Here is a 26960-nt window from a genome sequence, read left to right on the forward strand (position 1 = left end):
CCATGATCGAGGTGGACGGTGTCACGGTGCACACGGGCGACCTGACCCTCCTCCCGGCCGTCACAGTGTCCGCGCAGCGGGGCTCCGCGCTGGTGATCCGCGGGGCGAACGGCTCGGGCAAGTCGACGCTGCTGCGCGTGCTGGCGGGCACCCGCATGCCCTCGCACGGCCGTGTCCGCATCGACGGAGAGCCGGTGGCGCCGCGTGATCCCGGGTTCCGCCGCCGCGTCGCCGCGATGATCGGCCTGCCGCCGACCGCGCCCGACCTCACGGTGTTCGAGCACGCCCTCCTGGTGGCGACGACGTGGACGGCCGATGCCGCCGGCGCCGCGGAGCAGGCGCGGCGCGTGCTCGCCGAGCTCGGGCTCACCCCCCTCGAGCAACGTTTCCCCCACGAGCTGTCGTCCGGTCAGACGCAGCTGTTCGGCATCGCGCTCGTGCTCGCGCGGCCGTTCGAGGTGCTGATCCTCGACGAGCCGGAGCAGCGCCTCGACCCTGAGCATCTGGAGACGATGATCGGCGTGCTGCGGGCGCGCCGCGCCGACGGTGCCGCCGTGGTCGTGTCGACGCACAGCCCCACGCTCGCGGAGGCGATCGCCGACCAGACGCTCTGGCTGGACGCGGCAGCGTGAGCACCCGCGTCACCGCGGCCGTGCGGGTCTGGCGTTCTCGGAGCGCCCGCACCCGCGCCGACCACGCGTACGCCGCGTACCTCGGGCTCCTGGTGGCGCTGGTGGCGGTCGTCCCCCTCGTCCGCGCGGCGTGGCTGGGTCTGACCGGTCCGCAGGCGACGCTCGCGCTCACCTCGGGCGAAGCGCCTGGCGCGACCGTCGCGATCGTCGCCGGGCTGTGGGGCGGGGCCCTGCTCTGTGGCCCGAAGAGGGGACCGGCACTGCGGGCACCGTTCCTGACGCATGCCCTCGCCTCCGCCGAGCTCGCCCGCGCGGACGTGTTCCGTGGTCCGGTGCTGCGGGCCGGCGTCGTCGTCGCGACCCTGACCACCGCGTCGGCGGCGATGGTGGGCCTTGCCGTGGCCGCGAGCCATGGAACCGGGATGCTCGATGTCACCGTGTTCGTCGTGGCGGGCGCGCTGGTCGGCGTCATCGCGACGATCCTGTGGCTGATCGGCCAGGTGTTTCCTCGCGCGGCGTTGCCGGGTGCGGCGGCGGTCGTCGCCCTCGGCGCCGCGACCACGGCCACACCGGGTCTGCGGCCGTTCACGCCCTGGGGCTGGGCCGGGCTCGCGTTCCCCGCCGGCGACGCACTTTCCGCGCTCGCCGCGCTGGTCGCGCTGAGCGCGCTGGCCACCGGGCTGTCCGCGACGGTGCCGATGCTGCTGGATCGGCTGGAGCTCACCGACCTGCTCGCCCAGTCGCTGCGCTGGGACTCGGCGACCGTGCGGGCGACGGGGATGGACTTCGGGGCCGCGGCCGCGGTCTACCGGACTCCCCCGCGGGTCGGTCGACGGCTTCGTGCCGTGCGGCCGCACCGATGGTCCGCGGTCGTGGTGCTGCGCAGCGACGCGATCGGAGCCGTGCGCACGCCCGGTCGGCTCCTCCTCGGTGTGGTCGCCGTTGCCGGCGCCGGCGTGCTGGGCGCGTTCGCCGTGGGCGCGTCGGGGCAGCAGTGGGCCTGGGGTGCGGCGGCCGGCGTGCTCCTGTTCGCCGGGCTCGGTCCCCTCACCGACGGGATCCGGCACGCCGTGGCCGCGGCCGCCGATCTGCCGCTCTATGGGATGAGCGACGAACGACTCCTCGCCGGACACGCCCTCTTCCCGGTGTCCGTCTCGACCGCCGTGCTGCTCGTGGTGGCGGTCGTGTGCGCGGCCGCGACGGGGTCGACCGTCTGGCCACCGGTCCTCGGAGTGCTGCTCCTCGGACTGTTCGGGGTCCTCACGCGGCTGGCGACCGCACTCCAGGGGCCGCTTCCGCCCGCGCTGCTCGCGCCGATGCCGACGCCGATGGGCGACCTCGGTGGCGCCGTGCGCTTCGCCTGGGCACTCCAGGGGGTGCTGCTCGCGGGGCTCGCGGGCGCCGCGACCGCGATGATCGTCGACGTGCCCGGCTTCGCGCTCGGCACCGCGGTCGTCCTGATCGGGCTCTGCGCGCACCGCTGGCGCCACCGGCACTAGGACCACCGGCACTAGGACCACCGGTGCGGGCCGTGCCGAGACCCGCGGTCAGTTCAGGCGCTCGGTCAGGTGCACCGTGACGCTGTCGCCGTCGGTCTTGCCGATGCGCCGGCGGATGGCGGCCGCGACGGGGAGCTTGTGCGTGCCGTCGCCGAGGGCCATGAACGCGCCGCGGAAGGGTTCGCCGTCGACCGTTCCCGCGACCTTCACCAGGCCGCGCGTTCCGAAGACCGTCGCCGAGTCGGGCAGTTGCACGCACGTCCAGGTGTCGCCGTCGCGGACCTTGCCGAGCGTCGCGGTGAAGGTGATGTCGAGCGGAGTGCTGTTCGTCATGGTGGCTCCCGTGCCGTTCAGAGGAAGAGCCCGACGATGGCGCCGGTGAGCACGAGCTTCACGACCCAGTCGAGCAGGTGGACACCGGCCGCGGGCACGGCCGTGTTCTCGTGGATCACGCCGCCCGAGAGCAGGGTGAGGGGAAGCACGGAGAGCGCGAGCCCGAGCAGCGCTCCGGCTCCGGCGCCGTGCCACCCCGCGGTCGCCATGAGCCCGGCGATCAGCCCGGCGGCGAGCAGGCTGCGGACGACGACCGTGAGCATCTGCACGGCAACGGGGAGCCCGGGGCGCGGGGTGCTGGTCCGTGCGATCAGCGTCGAGACCGCGGGGATGGCGTAGAGCGCGGCGCTGGCGAGGAACGAGGCCACCGTGGCGAGGGCGATGCCGAGGACGATCATGAGCGGCTCCTTTAGTACCGATTGGTACGAAACTACGCTCGGCATAGAGAACTGTCAAGTACTAAAGTGGGCGGTATGACCTCGCGCGCCTCCGGCCCCGGCCGCCCGCCCGGACTCACCGGCGACGCCCTCCTCGCCACCGCGCGCGACGTGTTCCTGGAGCACGGGTACGCCGGGGCGTCCATGGAGGAGGTCGCCCGACGGGCCCGCATCTCCAAGGCCTCGCTCTACCGCGACCACTCCTCCAAGACCGCGCTGTACACCGCGGTCGTGCGGCAGTGGGCGGCCGCGGGCCGCGACGCGATGCGCCCGGCGCTCGAACGGCTCGCCGCCGACGACGATGTGCGCCGCGGCCTCACCGAGCTCGCGGAGACCATGCGCGCGGGGATCCTGAGCGAGCCCGTGCTGCGGATGCGACGCCTCGTGATCGCCGAGGCCCCGGCCCACCCCGAGGTCGCGCGGCTCTACCTCGAGGAGAGCTGGAACCGGAACATCCAGAACCTCGCCGACACGCTCGCGCAGCTCCCCGTCGACCGCGGGCTGCAGATCGATGATGCGCACGCCGCGGCCTCCGAGTTCACGTGGCTCGTGATCGGGCCCGCCCTGAACGCGCAACTGCTGGGGGTCGACGAGACGGGCGGCCCAGTGCCCCGCGCGGTCGACGCGTTCCTCGCCCGCTACGGACGGCCCTGACCCGCGCCTGCATTGTCCTCCGTCGGCGCGGATCTGGAAAGGCCCTCAGTTCGCCCCCGGGTGCGGGGCCACGCTGGCCGGGCTCTCCGCAGCCCCGAGAGCCACGTCACGACACGGACGAAGCGAGGTGATCAGCCCGACCCCGATTCACTGCGACACCCCATCGACGTTTCACATCGCTGAAAGGAAGAGGAAATGAGAGCAGTCGTCTACGAGGGTCCTCGCTCGGTCAACGTCACCGACGTACCGGACGCACGGATCGAACGTCCGACGGACGTACTCGTCCGGATCACCACCACGAACATCTGCGGGTCGGACCTGCACATGTACGAAGGCCGCACGAGCTTCGAGACCGGCCGATGGTTCGGTCACGAGAACCTGGGCCAGGTGATCGAGGTCGGCGACGGAGTCGACAAGGTGAGGGTGGGCGACTACGTCGCGATCCCCTTCAACGTCGCCTGCGGGCACTGCAAGAACTGCGAGCGCGGCTTCACCAACTACTGCCTGACCGCGCAGCCGGTGCCCGAATGGGCGGGTGCCGCGTACGGCTTCGCCGACATGGGTCCGTGGGCGGGCGGGCAGGCCGAACTCCTGCGCGTGCCGTGGGGGGACTTCAACTGCCTGCGACTGGGAGAGGATGCCGAGGAGAAGCAGAACGACTACGTGATGCTCGCCGACATCTTCCCCACCGGCTACCACGCCACCGAGCTCGCGCACGTGAAGCCCGGCGACCAGACGGTCATCTACGGAGCGGGGCCCGTCGGATTCATGGCGGCATACTCGGCGATCATCAAGGGCGCCGGCAAGGTCATGGTCGTCGACCGGCACCCCGACCGCCTGCGGAAGATCGAGGAGATCGGAGCGATCGCGATCGACGACTCGGCGGTGGATCCGGTCGAGGCGGTCACCGAGATGACGATGGGGCTCGGCGCGGACAACGGATGCGAGTGCGTCGGCTATCAGGCCCACGACCCCGGCGGCGCCGAGGATCCCACCCTCACGCTGAACCGGCTCGTGAAGTCGGTGCGGTTCACCGGTGAGATCGGCGTGGTCGGGGTGTTCATCCCGCAGGACCCCGGCGCCTCGGACGAGCTGGCGAAACAGGGCAAGCTCGCCTTCGACTTCGGGGAGTTCTGGTTCCGCGGCCAGAAGCTCGGCAGCGGCCAGTGCCCGGTGAAGAAGTACAACCGGGCGCTGCGCGACCTCATCGCCGGAGAGAAGGCGACGCCGTCACGGATCGTCAGCCACGACCTCTCCCTTGAAGAGGCCCCGGAGGCGTACGAGCACTTCGACAAGCGCGACGACGGTTGGACGAAGGTCGTCCTCCACCCCGACCAGGCACCGGACGCGGCGTGATGGACCGGGACTGAGTCGCAGCAGGAGTCGAACAGGAGGGTGAGGCGATGGCGACGAGCGGCGCACCGGAGCCCCGACCGCAGAAGGGCCGCAGCACGCGCGCGGAACCCGGACGCGCCGTGGCGTTCAGCGACGCGATCATCGCGATCGTCATCACCCTCCTCGTGCTCGACCTCCGACCACCCCGAGCGGAGCCGGGCGAGCTGCTGACCGCGCTGCTCGAGGAGTGGCCGACCTACCTGGCCTATGCGGCGTCATACGCCTACCTCGCCGTCATCTGGCTGAATCACAAGGCCGCCTTCACCCGCATCCGCGAGATGGACCGCGGTCTGCAGTGGGCGAACCTCGGCATCCTCGCAGCCCTGGCCCTGATCCCGTGGCCCACCGCGGTGATCGCCGAGACGGCGCGGACGGGCAACCTCACCGACGAGCGGGTCGCGGTCGCGCTGTATGCCCTCATCGGAGCCCTGCTGTGCTCGGCCTGGCTCGTCTTCTTCTCGCATCTGGCGCGGCATCCCGACCTCACGAACGACGACGTGGAGGACTCGTACTTCGCGCACGAGCGACCGCGCGCGCTCATCGGCGTCGCCCTCTACCTCGCCGCCGGGCTGCTCGGAGTCCTCGTGCATCCGCTGGTCGCGTCCGTGATCTTCCTCGCCATCCCCGTGTTCTACGGCATCACCAGCCACGGGCACGACCGGGCGCCCCGGCCTTTCCCCCGGGGGAAGCAGGACGAGCGTTGACCCCAGGACGGGACGAGGGTGACGGTGGGCTGTGACCCCCGTCCTGGGCCACGCATCATCAGCGCGTGAACAAGAGGACACCGGCCAAGATCGCCGCAGTGACCCCGATCAACGCGGGCCATCCCCACCAACTCCCTTTCGGCGGCCTGCCGGTCGCGGGAGGCATGCCGAGCCGCGCGCGGATCGCGTCTGCCTTGGACTCGAGCTCTTCCGAGCGATCCTGCGGCTGGAGGGGGGACCCCTCCGGCCATCGCATTCGATCGCGCGAGATGCTCTCGAGTTCGACTCTGATCTCCTCCAGCTCCCGCCGAAGCTCAACGGCCTCTTCGGAGTCGATCTCGTCGTGCCGGTCGTGAGTGTTCACCGTGTCGTCCATCTCGCATGAGCGATGCCAGGGAAGATGCGTGGGCAGTTCGCCCCTCAGATCCTCGCCAGGGTATCCGACGCTGCCGCCGAGACGGTGGAGTACGAGACCAGGAGCGTTCAGACGGTCCGTGGCACCGGGAAGCTCATGACCGCGAAGTGGGAGAAGGACGGCTGGGAGCTCGTCACCCAGAACCCCGGCAAGCTCCGCACCGAGCTCGTCTTTCGCCGCCCCAAGCCTGCGTTCCCGTGGAAGCCGCTCGCGATCGTCGGCGGCGTGCTCGTGGTCCTCGGCCTCTTCATCGGGATCATGGTCGCGGTCACCGGCGGTGACAAGGAGGACGACCCGGCACCGGCGGACACTCCCCGCTCCGAAGCCGTCGCGCCGCAAGACGAGTCGTCGACGGAGCCCCAGGAGTCCACCGCGCCGGCTCCCGCTGAGGAGAGTCCGCTGACCGTCGAGAACAACGCCGACCTCGCGGCTCTGCTCACGGGTCCCCAGGACGGCCCGACCGTCGAGGCCTTCGCCGCGCAGTACGCCGGCCAGCTGATCGAGTTCGACGGCGCGATCGGGGCGATGAACCGCCATGAGGGCTCCACGACCCGTTACGACATCCTCATCGCGAACGGCGACTATAGCGAGACCCATTCGAACGGTGGCCCGAGCTTCCAGTTCCGCGACGTCTCCATCACGAACGACCTGCACCTGACCGCTGACGCGCCGGACACGATCGGCGTCGGCGACAACCTCCACGTCATCGCTCGCGTCGGCTCGACCGACGGTCAGCTCTTCCTTCTCACGCCGGTGCAGACCAGCGTGCGCTGAGGTCTCCGCCCGGTAGCTAGGGGCACTGCCATGGCTCGCTTCCCACGCGTCCAGTTCCCGCCGCCATCTCGACTTCCAGAAATCTAATACAGTGTGATAGTCAACGTCGGCTAAACTAGCACACTGTTATAGACGGATGGCTCGTGAGGGAAAATGGACGAAGCATCGAAGGAACCGGGAACGCGGGCGAAGATACTCATCGCTGCGGCAACCATGCTGGGCGAGAACCCCACAGCACGTCTGAGTGTGAGAGCAGTGGCAGCCCGCGCTCAGGTGAGCACGGGCTCGCTCCGCCACTTCTTCCCGACACAGCGGGAACTCATCGACACGGTGGTGGCCGCTATGTATGACCTGGAGATCCCCGATGATCCGATCAATGATCATTCCTCGACGGCGGAGGAACGACTCATCGCATGCTTACAGCTGATCCTCCGTCAGGTCGGGGTGGGCGAGAGCGTCCGGAAGCAATGGGGGGCGCTGTACGAGGCGTATGTGGCCACGGCTCCATCCGAGGACGAGGCAGCGACCTACATCGCGCTGGACCGCATGGGGCGGCATCGCATCGCGCAATGGCTGACCACCTTGATCGACGAGGGTGCGATCTCCGGAGGTCGGGTCGAGGAGCGAGCGCGATTCCTCTCGACCGTGCTGGCGGGGCTCATGACCGAACGTGCGCTGCCCTCCGATGCCGTGGGCGTCGACGCCGAGATGGCGAGTCTGCGGCTCGCCGTGCACGCGGTCATGAGCGAGTGGCCCGTCGCGCGATGATCACCACCCCCATCACACCCGAACTCGTCGACGGCGTGGCGCGGATCGAGAAGGTGGAACGCGGGATGAGGCCGCACAGGCTCCCCTCACACGTGTATCAGCGTGACGCCGACTTTCAGCTGCGCCTGATGGAGGCGCAACCATCCGCCGCCCCTGCACCCGGACAGCGAGACGCACCGCCTCATCGGCACGCGCTTCGCCGACCTCGTCTTCGCGCCCACCGGGGCGTTCGGAGGTGCGTGAGGGCATGCGCCGAAATCTGACCTTCGGCCTCTGCTGCCTTCTCGCCGGCTTCGCACTCACGGGCTGCGTGGGCGCGCCTCCGCCTGCCGCCGAATCCGCCCCGGCGTCTCCTCCGGCCCGTGCGACCTCATCGAACCTCGACGCGCTCGTGGCAGACGAACTCGCGGGTCTCGAACGCGAGTACGACGCGACCGTCGGCGTCATGGCGGTCGACACCGGAAGCGGTGAATCCGTCTCGTACGGCGAGGACCGTCGCTTCGGCTTCGCCTCCACCATCAAGGCCTTCGCCGCGGCGGTCTTCCTCCAGTCCGTGTCGGGCGCAGCCCGCGACGAGATCGTGCGGTGGACGACGGAAGAAGCCGCCGCCGCCGGCCATGCACCCGTGACCTCGCAATACGTCGAGGACGGCCTGACCTACGCGCAGCTCGCCGAAGCCGCCGTGCGCGTCAGCGACAACGCGGCTCTCAATCTCATCCTCGACCGGATCGGCGGTCCCGCAGCCCTCGACGATGCACTCGCCGAGCTGGGCGATGCCACCACGGAGGTCGTGAACGACGAGCCGACCCTCAACACGATTGAACCGGGCAGCGCCGAGGACACCACGACCGCTGCCGCCTTCACGGCCTCGCTCGCGAGGATCCTGGACGGCTCTACATTGTCCGCTGCGGACACGGCGCTGCTCGTCGACTGGATGAGCGACAACCGCACCGGAGACGCCCTCATCCGCGCCGGTGCACCAGCAGGCTGGACGGTCGCCGATAAATCCGGAGGCGCAGGTCCGATCCGCAACGACATCGCCCTCGTCGCGCCACCCGGAGAAGACCCCATCATCATCACGGTGCTGACGTCGCGGAACGATCCACATGCAGACTTCGACAACACGCTCGTGGCCGGAGCCGCCTCCATCGCCCTGCACGCACTCGACCGCAGCACCTGAGGAGAAGAATGTCGCACAGCGATCGGACCACCGCCGCCAACCTGCATGACAGCGTTAGGAACGGTCGGGTCACCTGGCCCGACCTCTGGCTGGCCGCCGGCGTCGCCATCGCGCTCTACGCGATCGGGATCCTGCTCTACCTCCAGATGCCGGACGATGACGCGGTCGCCAAGGGCCTGGCGCTGTTCGCGATCTCGGGGCTCGCGCCATCAGGCGGAGTGCTCGCCATGATCGCCCTTCGCAGGCGTCCGGCGGCGCTCTTCGGCATCACGCGGGTGGCACCGAGATGGCTCGCGATCGCATTCATGATCGGCATCGGAGTCGTCGCTCTCAACCTGGCCGTGACGGCGCTGGTGAGCATGACCACGGACGCCGCCGATCTCCAGAGCGGTTACCAGTCCGCGGCGACCAGCGGCATCGGCGGGTTCCTCGGCGCCATCCTCCTCGGAGCGGTCCTCACCCCGATCGGCGAGGAGCTGCTGTTTCGCGGAGTGCTCTTCACCCTGCTCACCCGCTATGGCGTCTGGCTCGCGGCGATCCTCAGCAGCATCGTCTTCGCGCTCAGCCACGGACTCAACCTGTCGACGCCGGTCGCCGTCATCGTCGGCCTCGCGTCCGCCTGGCTGATGCACAAGACGAAGTCGGTCTGGCCCGGAGTCGTCGTGCACGCCGTCAACAACGCGTCCTCATCGATCGTCTCCGTCGTCTACGTCCACCTCATCGCCGGCTGAAGGCACGTCCGTCCGCGGGGATCGTGGTGTCTAGGCCTTCGCCCCCTGCACGAGCGTGCCCACGGTGTCGACGAGACCGGGGAACCGCTTCTCGAGGTCCACGGTCCGCAACGAGAGCAGGCATCTCGTGCCCTCCGGATCGAGCGGGGTGGCTGACCGGCGCCGAGTACCGCGTCGACGTCGGCATCACCCCCACGCTATAGGAGGAGCGGTCGCGCTAGACGGCAGACGTCACCCTGCGAACGATGCCGGCGACGAGTGTTCCGATCTGCTCGTGCGTCGTGAGGGTGAGCCGAAGACGACCCCCCTGCGTGAGAACACCGAGGATGCGCTCGCCTCTCACCTGCGTGGTCATCGTCGGACCCCAGATCGAAAGCACGCCGGAGCCCTCGTCGGCGGAGACACCGAGATTGCTGATCTCCAGGTCGGCGGCCGTCGCGGTGAGCATCGCCGCCTCGGCCGCCGCCGCGTCGCCGGGCGGGAGCGACGCGAGTATCGCGATCGATTCCGCCGCGCGCTCCCGGGCAGACCGCAGCTGCATGGAGGCACGCCGCGCCAGCGACCACAGGTCGTCTTCCGCGTTCGCACTCAGCATCACGGTGGTCGCGACGAACCGATTGACCACGGCATCGTCGAGCCCGAGGAGCGGACGCAGGTCGATGGGCACGTTGATGCGGACCTGCTCCTGCGGTGAGCCCGCGAGCAGCTCCAATGCCGCAGCAGCACACAGGACCCCCTGAACGGTCGAATCATTCGCTCGGGCAGCGGCACGAAGGCGTCCCGTCGTGACGTCGTCGAGCTCGGCGACGTCGATCGTGGGCGATGCGGCATCGAAGGGTCGGACGGCAGCGGGCCTCGGCGCCTCCTCGTCGGCAGACAGGCCGACCGCCGGCGTTTCGGCGGAAGGCAAGAGCTGCACGTGATCCTCTTGAGCGTCCGGGACGGTGCGCGCGCGCCGCGTTCGTCCTGCCAGCAGGGCGACCAGATCGTGAACGGCGAGGAGGGCTCCGCGTCCGTCGCTGATCTGATGAGAGAACGTGAGCACCACCGACGAGGCGCGCGTCGGCCCGGCGTCGGTGATCAACGTGGCACGAACCAGCGGGCTGCCCTCGGGGTCGATGGGGCGGGTCTGTTCGGCGGCGGCTTCGGTCTGCCAATCGCTCTCCCGCACCTGCCTCACGGGGATCAGGGCGTGGTCTCGGCGGAAGGTTGGGCGGTCGTCACCTCGGTCGATGCGGGCCGTCAGGAGCGGATGGAGAGCTTGCAGCTCGAAGAGCGCGCGCCTCAGCCGCCCCGGGGAGATCGGCGAGGCAAGTTCGACGGCGAGCGAGAACTGCACGGGATTGCGGGAGATGTAGAGATCGATGATCCGCTCGAACGCTCCCAACGGGCGAAGGGTGGACGTGGGGGGCATGTTCATCGGCTCTCCGGTCTATTACGGCGTGCTAGCGTACTCAGAAGCTAGCACGGCGTGCTAGCTCGCGGAGGGGAGGGCCTGCCGCTCGACTCGGTTCCACCCGCTCGAACGAAGAGGAGAGACGATGACGAGAGACACCGATTGGGACGCATTGGCGAGCCGTCTGCGCGATGTGATGGGAGAGCGGGTGCTCCAGCCGGGAGACGATTCGTTCGCGACGGCCGTCGCACTCTGGAGCGCACACCCGACGCATCGCCCGGAGATCATCGCCCGAGTCGCGAGCACTGCAGATGTCCGATACGTGCTCGAATCGGTCCCGGACGACGTGCCGATCGCCGTCCGAGGCGGCGGCCATGACTGGGTCGGCCGAGCGCGGGCGGAGAGCGGCCTCACCCTCGACCTCTCGCAGCTGCGCGGCGTCTGGATCGATGCGACGGCACGAACCGCCACGGTCCAGGGCGGGGCCCGCCTGGAGGACGTGATCAATGCCGCAGGGGAACACGGCCTCGTCGCCGCAGTGGGCACGGTCAATGAGGTCGGCTTCACCGGGCTCGCCCTCGGCGGCGGATACGGCCCCTACCTCGGGATTCTCGGCCTCGCAGCCGACACCATCATCTCGGCAGAAGTCGTTCTTGCCGACGGGTCGATCGTGGCAGCCTCCGACGCGGAGAACGCGGACCTCCTCTGGGCACTTCGCGGAGGGGGCGGGAACTTCGGCGTCGTCACCTCTCTCGAGATCTCCCTCGAGGAAGTCCCGACCATGCTCGCCGGGACCGTCGTCTTCTCGCCGGCCGACATGAGTGAAGTGCTCGCCTCCCTCGACCGGGCCCTCCCCACCTTCCCCGATCAGCTCGCCGTCAGCCCCGCGATCGGCAGCGGCCCCGACGGCCACGCCGCGCTGCTCGTGACGCTGCACTGGAGCGGCGAAGCCGACGAGGGTTCCGAGTGGGTGCGAGTGATCGAACGCCTGGGAACACCTCTGGCATCCACGATCGGACCCGCCACGCCACAGCAGGCGCTCCACGCGCTCGACGGCATGTTCCCCTCCGGGCGTCACTACACACTCCGCACGGCGTCCGTGACCGGCCTCACACCCGAGGTCATCGAGGTCCTGGCGGACGGAGAGCGACGCCGCACGTCTCCTCTGAGCGCGATCAACATCCACCATTTCCACGGCGCCGCCACCCGCATCAGCGCCGACCATTCCGCATGGGCGCTCCGGGAACCGCACCTCATGGTCGAGATCATCGCAGCCACCGCCGACACGGACGGTCACGACGAGCAGATCGCCTGGGCGGATCGCATTCTCGACGCGCTCCACCCCCTCGCCCTCCCTGCCGCCTACCCGAACCTTCTCCCACCCCGCGACACCGCACGTGCCGCCGCAACCTTTGGCAACAACATCTCCCGCCTCGACGCCGTGAAACGAGACGTGGACCCGACAGGCAGGTTCACCGGCATCCCCATCGGGTCGACTCCTCGCGGTCGATGACACCGGGGAAGCACGACATCGTCTGACCTGATCACCGCTGCCGTGTGGTGGATCACGCGGAGGACCGGCCCTGCACGCACCCCGGCCCTGAACGGCCCAGCCGACCGTCCGTCGTGATCGTCACGATTACCTCGGATGCGACTCGCTCTCGCCCGAGGACTTCACGCGTCTCGGAGCATGCCTTCGACCGCTGCGACGACCGCGCGCCGATGCGCCGCGATTCGGCGCGGATCGTCGTGCGCACCCTCGAGGCCCGTGAGGCCGGTCGGAGAGAGCTGCCAGGCCTGCGCGATCGCGTAGATGAAGACGAGGACGTCGACCGGCGACAGAGCGCCCGGGCTCGCCGCCCGCACCCCCTCCACCTTGGCGGAATACACGTCGCTGGGCTCAGACAGCGCGGAAGGTCGCTCCAGCCGTGCCCACATGCTCAGGCGGAGAATGTCAGGACGTTCCTGGTGATGGTCGAACACTCTCCCCGCCCATCCGGCCAGGTCGTCGGGATCCGGAGGCACATCGTTCGCGAGCGTGCGCAACGCGGTCTCGAGTGCAGCATCGAAAAGACCGCTCTTGCCCCCGAAGTACGCGTAGATCATCCGCACGTTGCTCTCGGCGCCCCGCGCGATCCGATCGACCCGGCCGCCGGCGAAACCGTGCGCGGCGAACTCCTCGATGGCCGCGGCCAGGATCCGTGACCGGGTGGCTTCCGCGTCTCTCATGCGCTGCCCTTCGACTTGACGATCTCCGACCGCGCTTCTACGTTATCGGTAAGTAGTTATTTACTTATCGAGGAGTCAGCATGGATCATCCAGAGATCGCGATCGTCACCGGCGCAGGCCGGGGGCTGGGGCAAGCGACCGCGCTGGCCCTCGCCGAGAACGGATACCGCGTCGTCGTGGCGACCCGCTCCGCGGCGTCGGCCCGCGCCGTCGTGAGCCGCATCGAGGAAGCCGGTGGCGAGGCGCTGCCGCTGCATTTGGACATCGGGGACCCGCGGTCCATCGACTCCGCGACGACGACGCTTCTCGCCGCGGTCGCTGCGAAGTGGCCGGGGTCTCCCCTCGCGGTGCTCGTCAACAACGCGGGGATCGGGCGCTTCGCCCCTCTGGGTGAGGTGAGGGCCGCCGAGGTCGACGACACGTTCGGCGTCAACGTCCGCGGGCCGTTCCTCTTGATCCAGGCACTCGCACCGCACCTCGCCGAAGGCGGACGAGTGGTGAACGTGTCGAGCTCGCTGAGTCGTCATGTGAGTCCCGCCACCGCCGTCTATGCGGCATCCAAGGCGGCCGTCGAAGCCCTGTCGCGGAGTCTCGCGCTCGAGCTCGGACGACGCGGCATCCGCATCAACACGATCGCCCCCGGTCCGACGGCCACCGACTTCAATGGCGGCGCCATGCGCGACGACGCAGAACTGCGCGCCGGGCTGAGCCAGCAGACCGCGCTCGGCAGGGTCGGCGAACCGGCGGAGATCGCCGATGCCATCGTCGCGCTCGTCGCGCCCGGCATGCGGTGGGTCACAGGTGAGCGCCTCGAGGTCTCCGGTGGAGTCCTCCTGTGAGCACGATCGCCGTCTTCGGCTCCACCGGGCAGACCGGCCGCCGCATCGTCGACCGCCTCGCACGTGACGGAAAGGATGTCCTGGCCATCAGCCGCCGAACCGGCGGCAGCGCCCTCGGCGTCCGGACTGCCACCGCCGACCTCACCCGCACGAGCAACCCGCCAGCCACGGAGTCTGCGAGTGAATGTCATCCATCCTGAGCCCGAGCGAGTGGAGAGACTGGGCTTACCGCAACCGCTTCGTCGAACATGACGAAGGCCCCGCATCCCAGTCATATCAATGGGAGTCGGGGCCTTCGTGGTGGCGGTGACGGTGGGATTTGAACCCAAGTGCACATACAGGGAACTCTGCCGCCGTGGACCGACTTCGCTGATTTTTCGCGGATCTAGCAGCTCTCCGAATCCGCCTGGATCACCAGAAATCTGGTGCGGTTGTGTCCATGGATGTGTCCACGCCTGGATGTCGAATTCGTTGATTGAGGGTGCTACTCTCGCCTGGCCCGTGCGCGGGACGGTTGGGCCCAAGCGTCCCGATTGAACACGCGGGCTACTTCGGACTGGTCCGCCGTCTCACTGTGGAATCTCTGTCCCAAGCCTGCCGACTCGATGATGTTGTAGGGAGTGATGCCGAGAAGATCGGAGATCTTTTCGAGCTCGCCTTGCTTGAACTCGTAGGCTCCGCTGAGCCGACCCGCGATCGTCGGTCGGCTTACTCCAAGCGCTTCGGCGAGCTCTGAGTGATTCTTGCCCGCACGAGCGGCCTCGGCTCGAACTGCCGCACCGATGCTCTTTGCCGAAAGCGAGCATGCGGCGGGCACGCCCTGAGCAGCCGCCAACTCCTCACGGACTATCTCGCGAACGACCCTCTCGAACTCACCCATGCTTCGCACCTCCCTAGTCAGGAGAGACGATACTCAGAAGTCGTGTCCGCATGTACTGACATTCAAGCGAGTAGATCTTCGACGCCGCTCATTGCTCGGGAGAGGCGGTCGAGGTGTGCGGGGCTCTTGTAGGAGCGTGTCATGGCGCGGGTTGAGTGTCCGACGAGTTCGACGATCAGCTCTTCGGGAACGTCCGCGGCGTAGAGAAGGTCGACGGCGGCATGTCTCAGGTCGTGCAGCCTTACGCGGCGGTCTTCTCCGAGAAGCTCCCGTTGCACGGCCGGCCACAGCCGGGTCTCCATGTTCGGGTCGATGGGCCTGCCTTTGCGGGTGAAGACAAGCCCCCAGGGGTTTGGTTCCACGGTGGCCAGGTGGTGTTCCATCATGTCCCGTAGCGGGTTGATGAGCGGCACGGTGCGCCAGCCGGCTCTTGATTTGGGTCTGGTGAGGAAGAACCCGCCGTAGAGATGCCGGTAGTCAAAGTCGGGTGGGGCGATCGGTAGGCCGTTCTCGCCACGTCGCAGGGTTTGCATTTGCCAACTGATGTCGAGGTGCGCACCGACGCGACCTACCTCGAGTCCAACGACCTCCCCGCGGCGCGCACCTGTCAGGATGTACGTCATCCACTTGAGCCCGTCTGGGCGCGTCCTCAGCGCTTCGAGAAGGTACCGGAGCTCTTGCGTAGTGGGAACGTCGAGCTTCGGGCGAGCTGGTCGAGGCTGTTCGACTAGGCGAACGGGATTGCGTTCGATCTCTTCTTCGCGCACGGCCACGTCGAAGGCGCGCGCTGCGACCACATGCGCATTGCGAACCGTGGTTGGGGAGCACTCGTCCCGCATCCAACGATGCATGCGGCGAACGTCGGCGGCCCTGACGGCTGCGAGCGGCGTGCCGGCGCCGAGTGCCGGGATGATCCTCGTCTTAGCGATAGACCGGTATCCGTCGGCAGTCTTGGGTCGGAGGTGCGGGTAGACGCACTCGGCAAGCCAGTATTCGAACCACTCGCCAACTGTTGTGCCGCTACCCGATGGATAGGATTCCAACGAGGGCAGGTCAGTCCCGCCACGCGCCTGTTCGAATGCCCGCAGATGAGCAAGTACGACTTCGCGCTTCTTGGAACGGTAGCTTTTCCGCCTGCGTTTGCCGTCAACACTTGGGAGCGGGAGAACGACGGTCCAGTACCCCTTCTGGTCTCGGAAGATCGTCCCAGTTCCCTGTGCTCGCCGCTTCGTCATGCATGGACACTACGAGGGGCGCAGTGTTCGCGCTAGCGTGTGGGCGTAGGCGACAGTGGGGATCGGAACTAGTGGAAGTAGCTCCGATCCCCACCTTCCAGTATCCATGGATCATGACGGACGACGGTTTACGGCATCTTGCGAGGGTCGAACCCATGAGCCGTCCGCGGAACTAGCCAGGGCGGCACTGCATCGCCTAGAGCATGCAGCCTCCATGCCGATCCCGGGACGACCGCGATCTCGGGACGCCAGACGAGCGTGGCGTGCGCTGCGGCTGGAACGCGGCGCAAGTCAGAAGCAATCCAGGCTGGCGTGTCTACCAGCCTCACGTATGCGACGTCGGGAGCATCGACAGCCCACAGTGCGTGCAGGCTTACCTTGAGGTTGCTGTTGGCGATTTCACGCGCGCGTGTAAAGTCCCCCCAATCGTCTACTGACTCCGGGGTGACGAATCCCGCGCGAGCGATCTCCTCGATGGTCTCGTCGAATCGTTGCATGCCTGCTCGGAAAGCATCGAAAAAGACGGACGGATGCCAGGCCGGAAGTAGCTCGAACGCGACGGCTGCGTCGTCCTCTTCGGTCCACGATTCGGAGTCGTGGCTGTTGTTGGTGTCTGACATAGCTGGACAATACCACCTTCGAACAAATCTTCTAAGACGTGATGCCCGCGGGATACACTCAACGGGTCTCGGCCGGATGAAGGATGTCTGGCCGTGGCTTCTCGAGTGCTCTCTACGGAGTACTGACTTACTCGGCCTCGACCGCAGCTCGCGCAGCGGCTTCCTCGGGACTCAGCCCATCGTCGAACGCTCCGAGGTAGTCCCAGCGTACGAGGCGGTCGGATCGGAGTCCGGTCAGTTTGTGCAGCTCGTCGTCGGTTGCCGCCATCCATTCCCGCCATCGGCTCCGCTCACTCATGCTGGGAATTTACCGCGTTCCGGTGCTCGGGTGGAGGACCCGGCGGCTGCCAAGGACTTCGGCAGCCGCCCATCTCTCCGGTCCCCTCGATGCGGCCGCCTGCGACTAGTCACCGAGGCCATCCACCGGGTGGGAGCAATACCGCGCACGATCGATCCCGGAGTGCAACCCCCGGTCGCACCTGTGACCACGCAGCTAGCGTTGAAGGGGCGGGCGGCCAGCGCGCACCAACATCGAGGTGATCATGACGCAGAGCACGACGGTTACATTCGACGACGAGACCTACCCGCTTCCACCGGGTAGCGACGTGGTCGCTCTCATGGATCGCATCGAGGCCGCCGCCCACAGCGACACCGCCGCGTTCGTTACCTTCGCCACCGCAGGCAGCCTAGTCAGCGTACTCATCGGCGCCCACACCAGGGTCACGGTCTGCGTCGATCCGACCGCTCAAGCCGCAGCGATGGGAGTATTGCCCGACGACTGGGCGGACTGGAACCTGTAGTTCGATCCGCCCCACAGGAGAAGGGCTCTCGCGCGGCGGGCGAATCGCAACCGCGGGGCAAGAGCCCCTCAACCGGAGCCTTCACAAGGGTTCTCCCCAGAGTCCCGAGCTGCGCTCTGCTTGCAACACTACGCGCAATCGGATCAGCCCATAACCCACACCTCACGCGACGCGAACCGCTGAACCAATCGACGCTCTCGCCTCGACGAGCGGGCAAGCGAAGGCATCCCTTTCGCCCAACCCAACCCGGTTGATGTACGCGACGACGATGGCGTATGACCGAAACAGCCCTACCCGGGTGTAGGGCACGCCCTGCGCGAGACAGTAGCCCTCAATGATGGGCGCCGCGCGGCGGAGATGAGGGCGGGGCATGGACGGGAAAAGATGGTGCTCAATCTGGTAATTCAGTCCCCCCATCGCAATATCGAGCAGCCTGCTGCCGCGAACGTTCCTACTCATCATCACCTGGCGACGAAGAAAGTCGAGCCTCAGATTGCGTGGCACGACCGGCATGCCCTTGTGATTCGGCGCGAATGAAACGCCCATGTAGAAGCCGAAGAGTCCCAGTTGAACGGCAAGGAAGGTGAACGCGATCCCCGGGGAAAGCACCAAGAAGACGACAACTAGATATCCAACGATACGGACGAAGAGGAACACGATCTCAACCCATCGGCGATCCAAATGCCCTCGAGCGAAAACCCGACGCACTCCAGAGGCGTGAAGGGAAACTCCCTCCAGAAGAAGGATCGGGAAGAAGAGCCACCCTTGATGCGCGCGCAGCCACCGCAACGGCCCGCGCTGGTACTTCCCGGCACTCTCGTTAGTGACCGCGATGACCGGAAGCTCGATATCCGGGTCAGCTCCGAGCTTGTTCGGATTGCCATGGTGCTTGGTGTGCTTGTGCTGCCACCATCCATAGCTCATGCCGACAAGCAAGTCACCGAGGATGAGGCTCACCCAGTCATTCCACCTGCCCGAGACGAATATCTGCCGGTGGGCCGCGTCATGACCGAGGAACGCGATCTGCGTAAATATGATGGCGAACCCCGCTGCCACGAACAGCTGCCACCACGTGTCTCCGATCAACACGAAGCCCGCGATTCCGGCAGCCACAATGATCGGCGCGGCAATCAACCTCATCCAGTAGTAGCCGTACCGTCGGCGGAGCAGCCCCGAGGCGCGCATCTGCTGCGCCAGCCCGGTGAACGAACTCTCCGCTCGAACATGCTCGACTCTTGCGTCCGCAGAAACATCGTCCATGATGGCCTCCTGCGATATGCCCCTAGCCTCGGGGCGAACCGCCCTCTTCTTCCCACTCGCCAATCGACGATCCCTCATCACCGGCAACGTCCCGCGGACGAGCGGCGAACACTACCGATTCAGCGAGAGACACGACGAGTGCAGCTCGATCGTGCTCGCGGACCGACGCGTCCTCGAGACGCAGTGCCGAAACGAATCGCTCGGCCACAAGCCGTCGAGTGATTTCTATCAACTGTCCTGCAATCACGGCAGCTAGGCCGTCACGCAACTCGACCAGGTTCGTGTTCGAAATCTCCAGTCGGCGATCGGAGACCTTCAGCTCAACAGTCGGGTATCCCTCCGAAGAGAGAAAGTCACGCATCGCCGCCCCGTGAATCGCGGCAACTTCGTCGCGATCGGCCTTGCGTGTGAAAACCGCTTCCACGGTGTACCGGTCCGGAGCGTCGTCCGTCATCAGAGTCGACGGCAGAGAACTGATCATGACAGCCTTGAGGCCCAGTGGTTCCACGTTCTTCAGTTGTGCATTCATTTTCTGACAGTACGCCGCCAAGCTGTATGAACTCACAGCTTCCACGCGCCGACCGGCGAGGGCACGAATTTGCTTACGAGGCTCTCATCGATCCAGCCCTGACCCATGCAGCAATCGTCACCGCGTGGGTGTTCAAACTGCGAGACAACTCACCGGAGTAGGCATATCTATCCCGAGTCGATGCGCGTAGCGTGAGCGACATGTGGACAGTCCTCGTTATCTTGCTCGTCGTGTGGGCCGTCTTGGCGGTTGTCGGCTTCGCCATCAAGGGGCTCCTTTGGCTAGCCATCATCGGAATCATCCTGTTCCTCGGGACGCTCATCTTCGGCTTCGTACGGAATCGCAGCCACAAGACGCGATCCGAGCCCTGACCTGCGTTAAGAACGCCCCTCCGCTGGGGGACCGCGGAGGGGCGCTCAGTAGCGAGAGGCACCCCGCCAGGAGTGATGATCTCGGTCTCTCAGCGCGACCATTCTGCTCTACGGACCGAACCAGGGACAGTGGGATGCCCCAGCATCACCCGGGCGATCTTTGCGCTTGTCACGGACTCGTCTTACAGGTTCCCCTCAGAGACCACCGACGCGGACGCGGCGGACATCAGCTCCCAGGTAGTCGTGCCATCGCCGCCGGTCTGACCAACCGTTGACGGGTTAGGTTCCGTCGATCCCGTAGTGCCGGCGGTCAGATACCGGATGACACGGCCATCAGCGAGCTTCCACCATGCACCAGCGGTCACGGCGGTGGAAGCAGCCCATGTAGCCGCAGACAGAGCCCCATTGGCGATCTGGACCCAACCTCGGGCTACCCCGACACTCGGGGCCGAGTTACCCCACCGCATCCCGCGTCGGAACACACCTTTGGCGGGCGATGCCGCCACCAGATAGGTGTTGCCGTCACCCCACGCGTTCGAATGAGACAGTGCGTATTCCGCCACCGGGACAGCGGTCAGCGAGGTGTCTGAGCCCGGTGCACGAACGATTGGAAGCGTCCATCCGGCCGCCTGACCGGCGAGCGTTCCGTCTCCAAGTTCGACGGGACGGGAGTGGACACCCTTCGCGTTGATCATCAGCGAGCCGACCCGCCCCGAGCCGACGCCGCGGATCGTGACTTCCGGCACCGCGGTGCTCAGGCCGGCCGCATGGTTCGTTTCGATGTTGACGCTGCCGATCTCGCAGAGTCCATCGACCCACAGCCCGAGCGTCCACGACTGAACCCCAGTCTTCAATCGCGCTTCGATCCGCCCGATCGACACGTCCTCGCACCGCTCCACTCCGGAGAAGCTGACAGCACGGTCACTCCCCGACGAGCGGAGGTCGGTACCAATCAACTGGTTCCCAGCGATGCCCTTGGTGCTGAGGAACGACACCAGACCCGCACTGTCGACGGCCGTGAGCGAATCGAACGTGAGGCTGTCCTGGAACTTGAAGATGTACGCATGGCCACTGACGTTCCGGACGGTCTGCCAACGCCCAATAGTGCCCTGGCCCGCACGATGCCCTGATGCGGCGGAGCAGTAGATCGCGTGCGTGGGGTTTACGCCTCCCGAGTCGTCAAGATCGTCGTGCACGTAAGCGTCGCCCCAGTCGAACCCCGTCTGCTTCACATAGAGCAGTCCGAAGTTGTACCTGGTGAACTCCACGTATCCGATCCGGTTGCCGACTCCAATCCGGTCGGTCGCCTCGCTGCCGTCCCACGACGAGAAGAAGATCGGGGTGGGCATGCCGTCCGTGCGCAGGTACTCGACGTAGTTGCGGTCACCGTTCGACCACACCCCGCACCCCGAGCAGTAGGGCGCCGATCCGCGGATGGTGGTCCCGGTGTGGTTGCCGCGCACGCCAACGTACTTCACCATCCCGATCCGGTACCGGTGACCGTCCGCGCCACCGTTTGCACGTAGGGCAAGGAACGCCGGGGTGGCCCAGTTCGACACCTGGAACTCGATACCCATTGCGTCGATCGTCAGGTTGTTGGCCTTCAACGCGAACCCACCCGACGGCACAGCGACCGGGCTCATCGCCGGCGGAAAATACAGGGTCGCACCAGTAGGTGCCGTATCAATCGCGGCTTGGACAGACGGGTACCGTGCCACGTTGATGACGAGCTCATCCGCGCGCGTGAACTCGCTGCCAAGGGCGACGCGCACTGGCGCTGGGAGTCGGTAATCCTCGTCGTCTACAGCTACAAGACGGTTGACCATGGGTTTCTCCTTTAGGGCTTTGTGTATGGAGAAGGCCCATGCCCCCTAATCGGGCATGGGCCTTCGAACTTGCTTGTTAGCGGCTACTCGACCGCGGTCTCTGAGAGTCCTTTCATCGGACCCTCCCTCGTGTTACGCGCGAGCGCGCATCGTCGTACTTTTGAACCACACCACTGGCTACGGTTGATACCTCTGCGAGCAGGTACTCGCCAGTGAAGGGGTTCTGCACGTACACCGCGGGGAGGGCTCCCGACTGTCCAGGCGTGCCCGAGAACATCCCGAACTCCTGCCCCGACCGCACCCAAACGGGCTCCGCAGCAGTTCCCGAATGCAGACTCGCGCGCATCTGCATCACGGCTTCCTGGCCACCCATCGCCTGCACGTCCGCGGCCGTCAACACGTGCTCACCGTTCGACAACCGCCGGACGATGGAATCCGAGGTGCCGGTGCCAGGTCCGATCACTGGTCCACCGGTGGCGTGTCCCTGCAAGTACTGCGCAAACGCGTCGTTCATCGCTTGGGTCTTCGGGTTCAGCCACACGTTGATCGTCTTGTTCATGTTGCGATTGACGAAGTTGTCGATCGCCGTCTGAGCCTGCGCGGTCTGCGCGAGGACCTGAATGTCCTTCTCCGAAGGGATCGCGTAGATCTGATCAGCCAACGCCTCCGCCTGGGCGCGCGTCGCACCCATTTGGATAGCCGAGTTGATCAGAGCCTCACGCCCAGCGCGCATACGCTCGGTGTACCCCTGCGTCGACCCATCCAACTCAAACTGAGCCTGAGCAGCCGCCTGCGAATCAGACGCCAAACCAACGAGCATGTCCATGTTCGCCCGGCCGGCATCAGTAGAGATATCGAGCCCGTAGGCGCCCTTTGTGATCGCCTCGTTAACCGCAGCCAACGCCTCCTGGTATCGGATGTTCTGCGTAACCGCGTCCTGCCCAACACCATTCGCCGCGTTGATCGTGTCAATCAGCTCCGACAACTGCGACTGCAAATGCTGCACCGCACCCGCTTCTTCCAGGTAGGCATCAGCAGCGCTCTTCGTTTGCGACGCCGACGTCGAGTTCGCCTCCTTCTCCTGCTCCTTCAACCGGATGGCGTCATCGATCGCACCGTTCTGCTTCTGAATGCCCCCAATCATCGCCTCAAGGGCCGCGCGCGTCTCATACGCGTTCATCCCCGTCTCCTCCTGGATGCGGTTGAACGCCTCCTGGTCGCCGTTCAGAGCGTCGTAGTACGTGCTGAGCTGGTCGATCGCGTCAGAGTTACGCAGGGCCGCATCCGTGACCACATCAGCACCCACGCCTAGCTTCTCCGCGGCGTCGAACGCCGACTGCCAATTGAACGACAGCAGCTCGCCGCCCTTCTGCAACTCGTCGATCGCCGTCGACCGGGCCGCATCGGAAAGCTTGTTCGTGCCCTCCTCAATCGACGCTGCGTATGCCTGCGCGCGCGCCTGAGCCTTCTGCTGCTGTGATGCGAGCTCGCCAACGATGAGGAACAACCCACCGAGGGCCAGACCCGCGGCGCCGGCCGTCAGCCCAATGCCCTTCATCGTCCACGTCGAAGCCTCCACGGTGGCTTTGAACTCGAGCCACTTCGGAACTGCGAGGAACGCCGCCCCTCCTGTGAGGGCGACAGCGGCCGCCGCACCGCCCAGAGCCATCACCGATGCCTGTACCGGCTCGGGCAGATCGTTGTACATGCCGATCAGGCCAGTAAGCGCCTGCACCATCGTCCGGAGAGTGTCATTCGCCGTCGAGCCTGTATCGATCAGAGCCGTCTCAAACGCACCCCCGAGCGCTTCCACATCGCCCTTGAGGTTGTCGAGCCGCATAGCCGCCGTGGAGGCCGCGTAGCCCTGATCGTTGACCTCATCGGTCCACTTCTCGATGCCCTCCGCGCCCTGCTGGTACAGGACCGTCGCGGCACGGACAGCATCAGCGCCAAAGATCGTCTTGAGCGTCGCATTCTGCTGCTCCGTGGACAGCCCGGAAAGGCCGTCCTTGAGGCGGCCGGCGTACTCCGACAGACCGACGAAGTTCCCTTGCGCGTCGTACGCCTGCAAGTTGTACTTCTCCATCAGAGCGGCCGCCTGAGCCGACGTCGGATTCAACGCCTGCAACATCGTCTTGAACGACGTACCCGCATCCGAACCCAAAAGACCGGCCGACGCGAACGCCGCCAGACCCGCCGTCGTCTCCTCAATCGAAAGGCCCGTCTGCTTCGCGACAAGCGCCGACTGGTTCAACGCCTGCGACAGATCAGTCACATCACCCATCGCCTTACCGGCACCAGCCGCCAACAGATCGGCTACATGCGACATGTCCGAACCCTCAAGGTTGAACTGCTGCAACGACGTAGCAGCGATTCCCGCCGCCGTAGCTACGTCCAGACCACCCGCCGCCGCCAAATCCAGGGCTCCCGCCAAGCCGCCTCCAAGGATGTCACTCGTCGACACACCCGCCTTCGACAACTCCTCGATCGCCTGAGCCGACTCCGTGGCAGAAAACACCGTCGACTCGCCCGCATCCAACGCCGCCTGCCGCAACAGGGCCATGTTCGCCGCGGTCTCATGAGTCGCAGCCTGCACGTTCGACATCTGCGCATCGAAATCCATCGACGCCTTGGTCGCAACAGCCAGACCAGCCGACAACACCGCACCCATCGCCAGCCCCGACGCTCCAAGCTGATTGAACGCCTGCTTCTTCTGAGCCAGCTTCTCCGCCTCCGTACCCACAGTCGCCGTCGCATTCGCCGCATCACGCATCGACTTCTCATAGTCCGCAACCACCGCAGCCAGGCGGACCTTCACCACCCGCTCAGCCATCAGCAACCGACCCCTTCTTGCGCGCCAACAGCTCCTCACGCCGCTGCTCCGGCTCCCACACGTTCAGAGCCCACACAGCCATCCGGAACTCCTTCTGATCCTCCGGAGGCATCTGCGGGTACAGTTCCGGCCACACATACACGGCCTCCTTGTCCCGCACCCGGAACAAGTCATCCACCTCCCCATCAACCACGAGCGTCACGCCCGGATAGTTCCTCGTGACCGCGTCCAAGTTGAACCACAACGGCAAATCCACCGCCACCCCCGGCCGCGGCGCGAAACGGTCCGCCAGCTCACTGAACTCGCTCGGGTGCACAAACGGCACCCGCAGCGTCGCCGCACGGCCACCGAACACCGTCTCCACTTCCACCGGCCCAACCGACGCGTAATACGCCTCAGCCTCCGCGATCACCTCCTCAGCGATCTGCCTCTGCTTCTCAATCAACGTCTTGATGTTCGTCACGTCTAACTCCTTAGTCATTCGAGTGCGCCACTACGCCGGATGATCGGCGCATACTCTCTGGCTCGCTTCTTGCTGTTGCATACGTGGGTGATGCGCTGCCTTCTTGTTGGCCAGCGCATCAGAACCCCCCTTCGCGATCGGGACGAGATGGTCCACGACGAAGCACATGGGGTCCGGGTACTTGAGCGAATAGTCAATGGGCTCCCCGCAGATATGACACGCGGGCTTCGACTTCGCGATCCGTGCGCGATGCCTCTTTCGAAGAGCATCACTACGTCCGTTCTGCGCCATCAGTCCTCCAAACATGACTAGGGAGGATCCCGCCCCTAGCCCTACCTTTCGGGTCACCGGGCTTTGGGATCGCCTTCCTCTCGTGGAAAAAAAAGCCGGGGAGAGATGATCCCAATGCCCGGAGACGGAACCGGGAGGGTTGAGGCGGGGACCGTCCCCTGGGTGCGCAAGAGGGCTCCACGCGTGTGCATGGAGCCCTCTTCGTTCGCTTGCTTACATGTAGGACACGGCTCGACGAAAGCTGTTGTCGTGCAGTTCTTGAAGCTTCTTCACGTCGTGTACGAGCTGTGCGACTGTGGGGTTGTCTGCGGCGAACGCGCGGCTTGCGTCCTCCCATCGCTGGTCTACTGCGCGGCGGTACAGAGCATGCGCGAGTGTCGTGTCCCTGGTGCGGATGGCTCGGGCCATGACGGTCGCGGCCTTCTCGGGATCGTCGATGCTCTCGGCTCGATCCTGTGCGTCTCGGAAAGCCATGATGTTTTCGCTTGACCAGCCCACGAATCCGTCGAGGCGTCGCTCGAGCTCTCCGATCTTGTTCATGATGATCTGCTTTTCCTGGTCCATGGAACTGCGACGTTGGGTGGTGCGGTCGGCCTCGAGCGCGTCGATGCGTTCTTTCTTGCCGTGGTCGCTGAGGGAGGGGTCGTGGTTGATCGCGTCGATCATGCGGGCGTGTTCGCGGTTTGCGTTGTTGTTGGAGTCGCGCAGTTCTTTGATCTGCATGGCTACTCCGACGAGGTTCTCGCTGTCGGTCGATCGGATGTTGACGTTGCTGGTGTCGCGGAATGTCGTGGTCATGTTGTTGTCTCCTTTGGTCAGTTGTTGTCGTGGTCGGGGCAGTGGTTGCGCCACCGCCCGTTTGAGAGGGTTGATGCCCACCCGTCGTTGTGGGCTTCGGCGATGAGTTCGTAGTGTGCGAGCCGGTCGGTGCTGGCGAACACGGCGTCGCAGTCGGTTTCGTCGCAGAGGACTGCGGCCCGGATGGTCATGGTTTACTCCTCGTATGGATATGGATCCGCAGATCATCGAATTGGGTGTCCGTCTGACGGAGGCTGCGGCGCGTAACGGCGCCTCGCTGGTTACTGATCGCGTCCGCGGACTCCTCGCGTCCGGCAAGAAGGACGACACGATCGCCGGCCTCGAGCAGCTCGTCTCCGAACTCGTCGCGGATAAGAACGAGATGACGCGGATCGCCCAGGCGTATCAGGCAGAGCTTGTCGCGCAACGCCTCAGCAGCGGTGACGTGAAGTACATCGCGAACACGGTTGTGCCTCTCCTCGAGAATTTTGCGGAGTCGATGGGCGAGGCAGAAGGTGAGAAGTTCCGAACAAGCATTGAGGGCATGAAGCCGTTGTTGTCGGTCGAAACGGTGAACATCTTGCAGCTGCTTGGGTTCAACTTCCGGCGCGCGATCGGTGAGCCGTTGACTGCGCTAGTGGCCCACCTGATTAGCGCCCGCGCTCAAGAGCCCAACGCGCTGCAAATTGAGAACCTCAAGAACCAACAGGCTATGGCTCAGCTTGCGATGGATCCAGACGCCTTCGAGCGGTTCCGCGCTCTCTACGGCGTGTGACACGAATCCACGCGTCTCGGTACCGCCTCTAGGGGCAGGTAAAGGCCGGGGGCGATGCGTTGCAGGTCCGCGGGTGCGTACAGTCCGGGCTCGGTGCGTTTGAGGCCGGCGGGTTCGTGGAGTCCGGGTGTCGGCTCATCCTTGGTGTTGTCCGTCATCGTGCGCTCCTTTCAGTTGTTGTCGTGGTTGGATCGCTGCACTTTCGGGTGGACGGTGCAGTGCGCCTCGTGCTGTTCCTGGCGTACCCATGCGCCTGAGCCGGTGCGCCACCAACGAACCCAGGGCCAGCAGGT

At 66.1% G+C, this 26960-nt stretch carries 30 protein-coding genes; 14 read left to right on the forward strand and 16 right to left on the reverse strand.

Annotated features, from left to right (window positions below; genetic code table 11):
- Window positions 1–2 precede the first annotated feature (2 nt).
- Entirely contained in the window at window positions 3–632 is a 630-nt protein-coding gene (locus KZC56_RS02065; RefSeq protein ID WP_136036087.1) for an ABC transporter ATP-binding protein, read from the forward strand.
- Complete coding sequence (locus KZC56_RS02070) at window positions 629–2131, forward strand: hypothetical protein (protein WP_247637743.1); 1503 nt, start codon at window positions 629–631, stop codon at window positions 2129–2131. The genes KZC56_RS02065 and KZC56_RS02070 overlap by 4 nt, the downstream gene beginning before the upstream one ends.
- Window positions 2132–2179: 48 nt before the next feature.
- On the opposite strand, the gene KZC56_RS02075 is transcribed toward KZC56_RS02070, so the two are convergent.
- Together KZC56_RS02075 and KZC56_RS02080 are read right to left on the reverse strand one after the other, a co-directional pair.
- Complete coding sequence (locus KZC56_RS02075) at window positions 2180–2464, reverse strand: DUF1905 domain-containing protein (RefSeq protein WP_136035216.1); 285 nt, start codon at window positions 2462–2464, stop codon at window positions 2180–2182.
- Between the two features lie 17 nt (window positions 2465–2481).
- The gene (locus KZC56_RS02080; RefSeq protein ID WP_136034719.1) at window positions 2482–2862 is read right to left on the reverse strand and encodes a DUF1761 family protein; all 381 of its coding nucleotides are present in this window, start codon (window positions 2860–2862) and stop codon (window positions 2482–2484) included.
- Window positions 2863–2937: 75 nt separating this feature from the next.
- Here KZC56_RS02080 and KZC56_RS02085 point away from each other — a divergent pair, with 75 nt between their 5' ends.
- The 3 genes from KZC56_RS02085 to KZC56_RS02095 all read left to right on the forward strand — a co-directional run bounded on the left by KZC56_RS02085 (window position 2938) and on the right by KZC56_RS02095 (window position 5654).
- Window positions 2938–3555: a TetR/AcrR family transcriptional regulator gene (locus KZC56_RS02085; RefSeq protein WP_247637744.1), complete on the forward strand. Its 618-nt coding sequence runs from the start codon at window positions 2938–2940 to the stop codon at window positions 3553–3555.
- A 195-nt stretch (window positions 3556–3750) separates the two neighbouring features.
- Entirely contained in the window at window positions 3751–4911 is a 1161-nt protein-coding gene (locus KZC56_RS02090) for a glutathione-independent formaldehyde dehydrogenase (RefSeq protein ID WP_136035219.1), read from the forward strand.
- 47 nt (window positions 4912–4958) lie between these two features.
- Window positions 4959–5654 (forward strand): TMEM175 family protein, encoded by a 696-nt coding sequence (locus tag KZC56_RS02095; RefSeq protein WP_136035220.1) that lies wholly within the window; start codon window positions 4959–4961, stop codon window positions 5652–5654.
- A 58-nt stretch (window positions 5655–5712) separates the two neighbouring features.
- Here KZC56_RS02095 and KZC56_RS02100 read toward each other — a convergent pair whose 3' ends face one another.
- Window positions 5713–6018, reverse strand: a complete 306-nt coding sequence (locus KZC56_RS02100; RefSeq protein WP_247637745.1) for a hypothetical protein — start codon at window positions 6016–6018, stop codon at window positions 5713–5715.
- A gap of 24 nt (window positions 6019–6042) precedes the next feature.
- Here KZC56_RS02100 and KZC56_RS02105 point away from each other — a divergent pair, with 24 nt between their 5' ends.
- The 4 genes from KZC56_RS02105 (at window position 6043) to KZC56_RS02120 (ending at window position 9522) form a co-directional block, all read left to right on the forward strand.
- Complete coding sequence (locus tag KZC56_RS02105) at window positions 6043–6843, forward strand: DUF4839 domain-containing protein (protein WP_247637746.1); 801 nt, start codon at window positions 6043–6045, stop codon at window positions 6841–6843.
- A gap of 153 nt (window positions 6844–6996) precedes the next feature.
- On the forward strand, window positions 6997–7611 hold the full coding sequence (locus KZC56_RS02110) for a TetR/AcrR family transcriptional regulator (protein WP_247637747.1): 615 nt from the start codon (window positions 6997–6999) through the stop codon (window positions 7609–7611).
- Window positions 7612–8002: 391 nt separating this feature from the next.
- Complete coding sequence (gene bla / locus KZC56_RS02115) at window positions 8003–8791, forward strand: class A beta-lactamase (protein ID WP_247637748.1); 789 nt, start codon at window positions 8003–8005, stop codon at window positions 8789–8791.
- A gap of 8 nt (window positions 8792–8799) precedes the next feature.
- Window positions 8800–9522 (forward strand): CPBP family intramembrane glutamic endopeptidase, encoded by a 723-nt coding sequence (locus tag KZC56_RS02120; RefSeq protein ID WP_247637749.1) that lies wholly within the window; start codon window positions 8800–8802, stop codon window positions 9520–9522.
- A 217-nt stretch (window positions 9523–9739) separates the two neighbouring features.
- On the opposite strand, the gene KZC56_RS02125 is transcribed toward KZC56_RS02120, so the two are convergent.
- Complete coding sequence (locus KZC56_RS02125) at window positions 9740–10942, reverse strand: phthiocerol/phthiodiolone dimycocerosyl transferase family protein (RefSeq protein WP_247637750.1); 1203 nt, start codon at window positions 10940–10942, stop codon at window positions 9740–9742.
- 121 nt (window positions 10943–11063) lie between these two features.
- Here KZC56_RS02125 and KZC56_RS02130 point away from each other — a divergent pair, with 121 nt between their 5' ends.
- A complete protein-coding gene (locus tag KZC56_RS02130; protein WP_247637751.1) occupies window positions 11064–12431 on the forward strand; it encodes an FAD-binding oxidoreductase in 1368 nt (455 codons plus the stop codon).
- A 161-nt stretch (window positions 12432–12592) separates the two neighbouring features.
- On the opposite strand, the gene KZC56_RS02135 is transcribed toward KZC56_RS02130, so the two are convergent.
- Complete coding sequence (locus KZC56_RS02135) at window positions 12593–13147, reverse strand: TetR/AcrR family transcriptional regulator (RefSeq protein ID WP_247637752.1); 555 nt, start codon at window positions 13145–13147, stop codon at window positions 12593–12595.
- Between the two features lie 80 nt (window positions 13148–13227).
- Here KZC56_RS02135 and KZC56_RS02140 point away from each other — a divergent pair, with 80 nt between their 5' ends.
- Window positions 13228–13986 carry an SDR family NAD(P)-dependent oxidoreductase gene (locus KZC56_RS02140; RefSeq protein WP_247637753.1) on the forward strand — a complete coding sequence of 253 codons (759 nt, stop codon included), beginning with the start codon at window positions 13228–13230 and terminating at the stop codon, window positions 13984–13986.
- On the forward strand, window positions 13983–14186 hold the full coding sequence (locus KZC56_RS17845; protein WP_372490538.1) for an NAD-dependent epimerase/dehydratase family protein: 204 nt from the start codon (window positions 13983–13985) through the stop codon (window positions 14184–14186). The genes KZC56_RS02140 and KZC56_RS17845 overlap by 4 nt, the downstream gene beginning before the upstream one ends.
- Window positions 14187–14470: 284 nt before the next feature.
- Here KZC56_RS17845 and KZC56_RS02145 read toward each other — a convergent pair whose 3' ends face one another.
- The 4 genes from KZC56_RS02145 to KZC56_RS02160 all read right to left on the reverse strand — a co-directional run bounded on the left by KZC56_RS02145 (window position 14471) and on the right by KZC56_RS02160 (window position 17019).
- The gene (locus KZC56_RS02145; protein ID WP_247637754.1) at window positions 14471–14866 is read right to left on the reverse strand and encodes a helix-turn-helix domain-containing protein; all 396 of its coding nucleotides are present in this window, start codon (window positions 14864–14866) and stop codon (window positions 14471–14473) included.
- 62 nt (window positions 14867–14928) lie between these two features.
- Complete coding sequence (locus KZC56_RS02150) at window positions 14929–16101, reverse strand: tyrosine-type recombinase/integrase (RefSeq protein ID WP_247637755.1); 1173 nt, start codon at window positions 16099–16101, stop codon at window positions 14929–14931.
- A 128-nt stretch (window positions 16102–16229) separates the two neighbouring features.
- Complete coding sequence (locus KZC56_RS02155) at window positions 16230–16721, reverse strand: hypothetical protein (RefSeq protein WP_247637756.1); 492 nt, start codon at window positions 16719–16721, stop codon at window positions 16230–16232.
- Between the two features lie 127 nt (window positions 16722–16848).
- Window positions 16849–17019, reverse strand: a complete 171-nt coding sequence (locus KZC56_RS02160; protein ID WP_247637757.1) for a DUF5419 family protein — start codon at window positions 17017–17019, stop codon at window positions 16849–16851.
- Between the two features lie 244 nt (window positions 17020–17263).
- Here KZC56_RS02160 and KZC56_RS02165 point away from each other — a divergent pair, with 244 nt between their 5' ends.
- On the forward strand, window positions 17264–17521 hold the full coding sequence (locus KZC56_RS02165) for a hypothetical protein (RefSeq protein ID WP_206252706.1): 258 nt from the start codon (window positions 17264–17266) through the stop codon (window positions 17519–17521).
- A 162-nt stretch (window positions 17522–17683) separates the two neighbouring features.
- Here KZC56_RS02165 and KZC56_RS02170 read toward each other — a convergent pair whose 3' ends face one another.
- From KZC56_RS02170 to KZC56_RS02200, 7 genes are all read right to left on the reverse strand, one after another.
- Complete coding sequence (locus tag KZC56_RS02170; protein ID WP_206252705.1) at window positions 17684–18781, reverse strand: fatty acid desaturase family protein; 1098 nt, start codon at window positions 18779–18781, stop codon at window positions 17684–17686.
- Window positions 18782–18803: 22 nt separating this feature from the next.
- Entirely contained in the window at window positions 18804–19310 is a 507-nt protein-coding gene (locus tag KZC56_RS02175; RefSeq protein ID WP_136044225.1) for a hypothetical protein, read from the reverse strand.
- Window positions 19311–19863: 553 nt separating this feature from the next.
- Complete coding sequence (locus KZC56_RS02180; protein WP_247637758.1) at window positions 19864–21507, reverse strand: hypothetical protein; 1644 nt, start codon at window positions 21505–21507, stop codon at window positions 19864–19866.
- Window positions 21508–21619: 112 nt separating this feature from the next.
- Entirely contained in the window at window positions 21620–24340 is a 2721-nt protein-coding gene (locus KZC56_RS02185) for a phage tail tape measure protein (protein ID WP_247637759.1), read from the reverse strand.
- Window positions 24333–24803 carry a hypothetical protein gene (locus KZC56_RS02190; protein WP_247637760.1) on the reverse strand — a complete coding sequence of 157 codons (471 nt, stop codon included), beginning with the start codon at window positions 24801–24803 and terminating at the stop codon, window positions 24333–24335. The genes KZC56_RS02185 and KZC56_RS02190 overlap by 8 nt, the downstream gene beginning before the upstream one ends.
- A 504-nt stretch (window positions 24804–25307) precedes the next feature.
- A complete protein-coding gene (locus KZC56_RS02195; RefSeq protein ID WP_247637761.1) occupies window positions 25308–25892 on the reverse strand; it encodes a hypothetical protein in 585 nt (194 codons plus the stop codon).
- 17 nt (window positions 25893–25909) lie between these two features.
- Window positions 25910–26083, reverse strand: coding sequence for a hypothetical protein (locus tag KZC56_RS02200; RefSeq protein ID WP_247637762.1), 174 nt, complete (start codon window positions 26081–26083; stop codon window positions 25910–25912).
- Between the two features lie 20 nt (window positions 26084–26103).
- Between KZC56_RS02200 and KZC56_RS02205 the strand changes: the two genes are divergently transcribed.
- On the forward strand, window positions 26104–26667 hold the full coding sequence (locus KZC56_RS02205) for a hypothetical protein (RefSeq protein ID WP_247637763.1): 564 nt from the start codon (window positions 26104–26106) through the stop codon (window positions 26665–26667).
- The last annotated feature ends 293 nt before the right edge of the window (window positions 26668–26960 follow it).

This window comes from Microbacterium sufflavum, assembly GCF_023091155.1.
GTDB classification, from domain to species: Bacteria; Actinomycetota; Actinomycetes; order Actinomycetales; family Microbacteriaceae; genus Microbacterium; species Microbacterium sufflavum.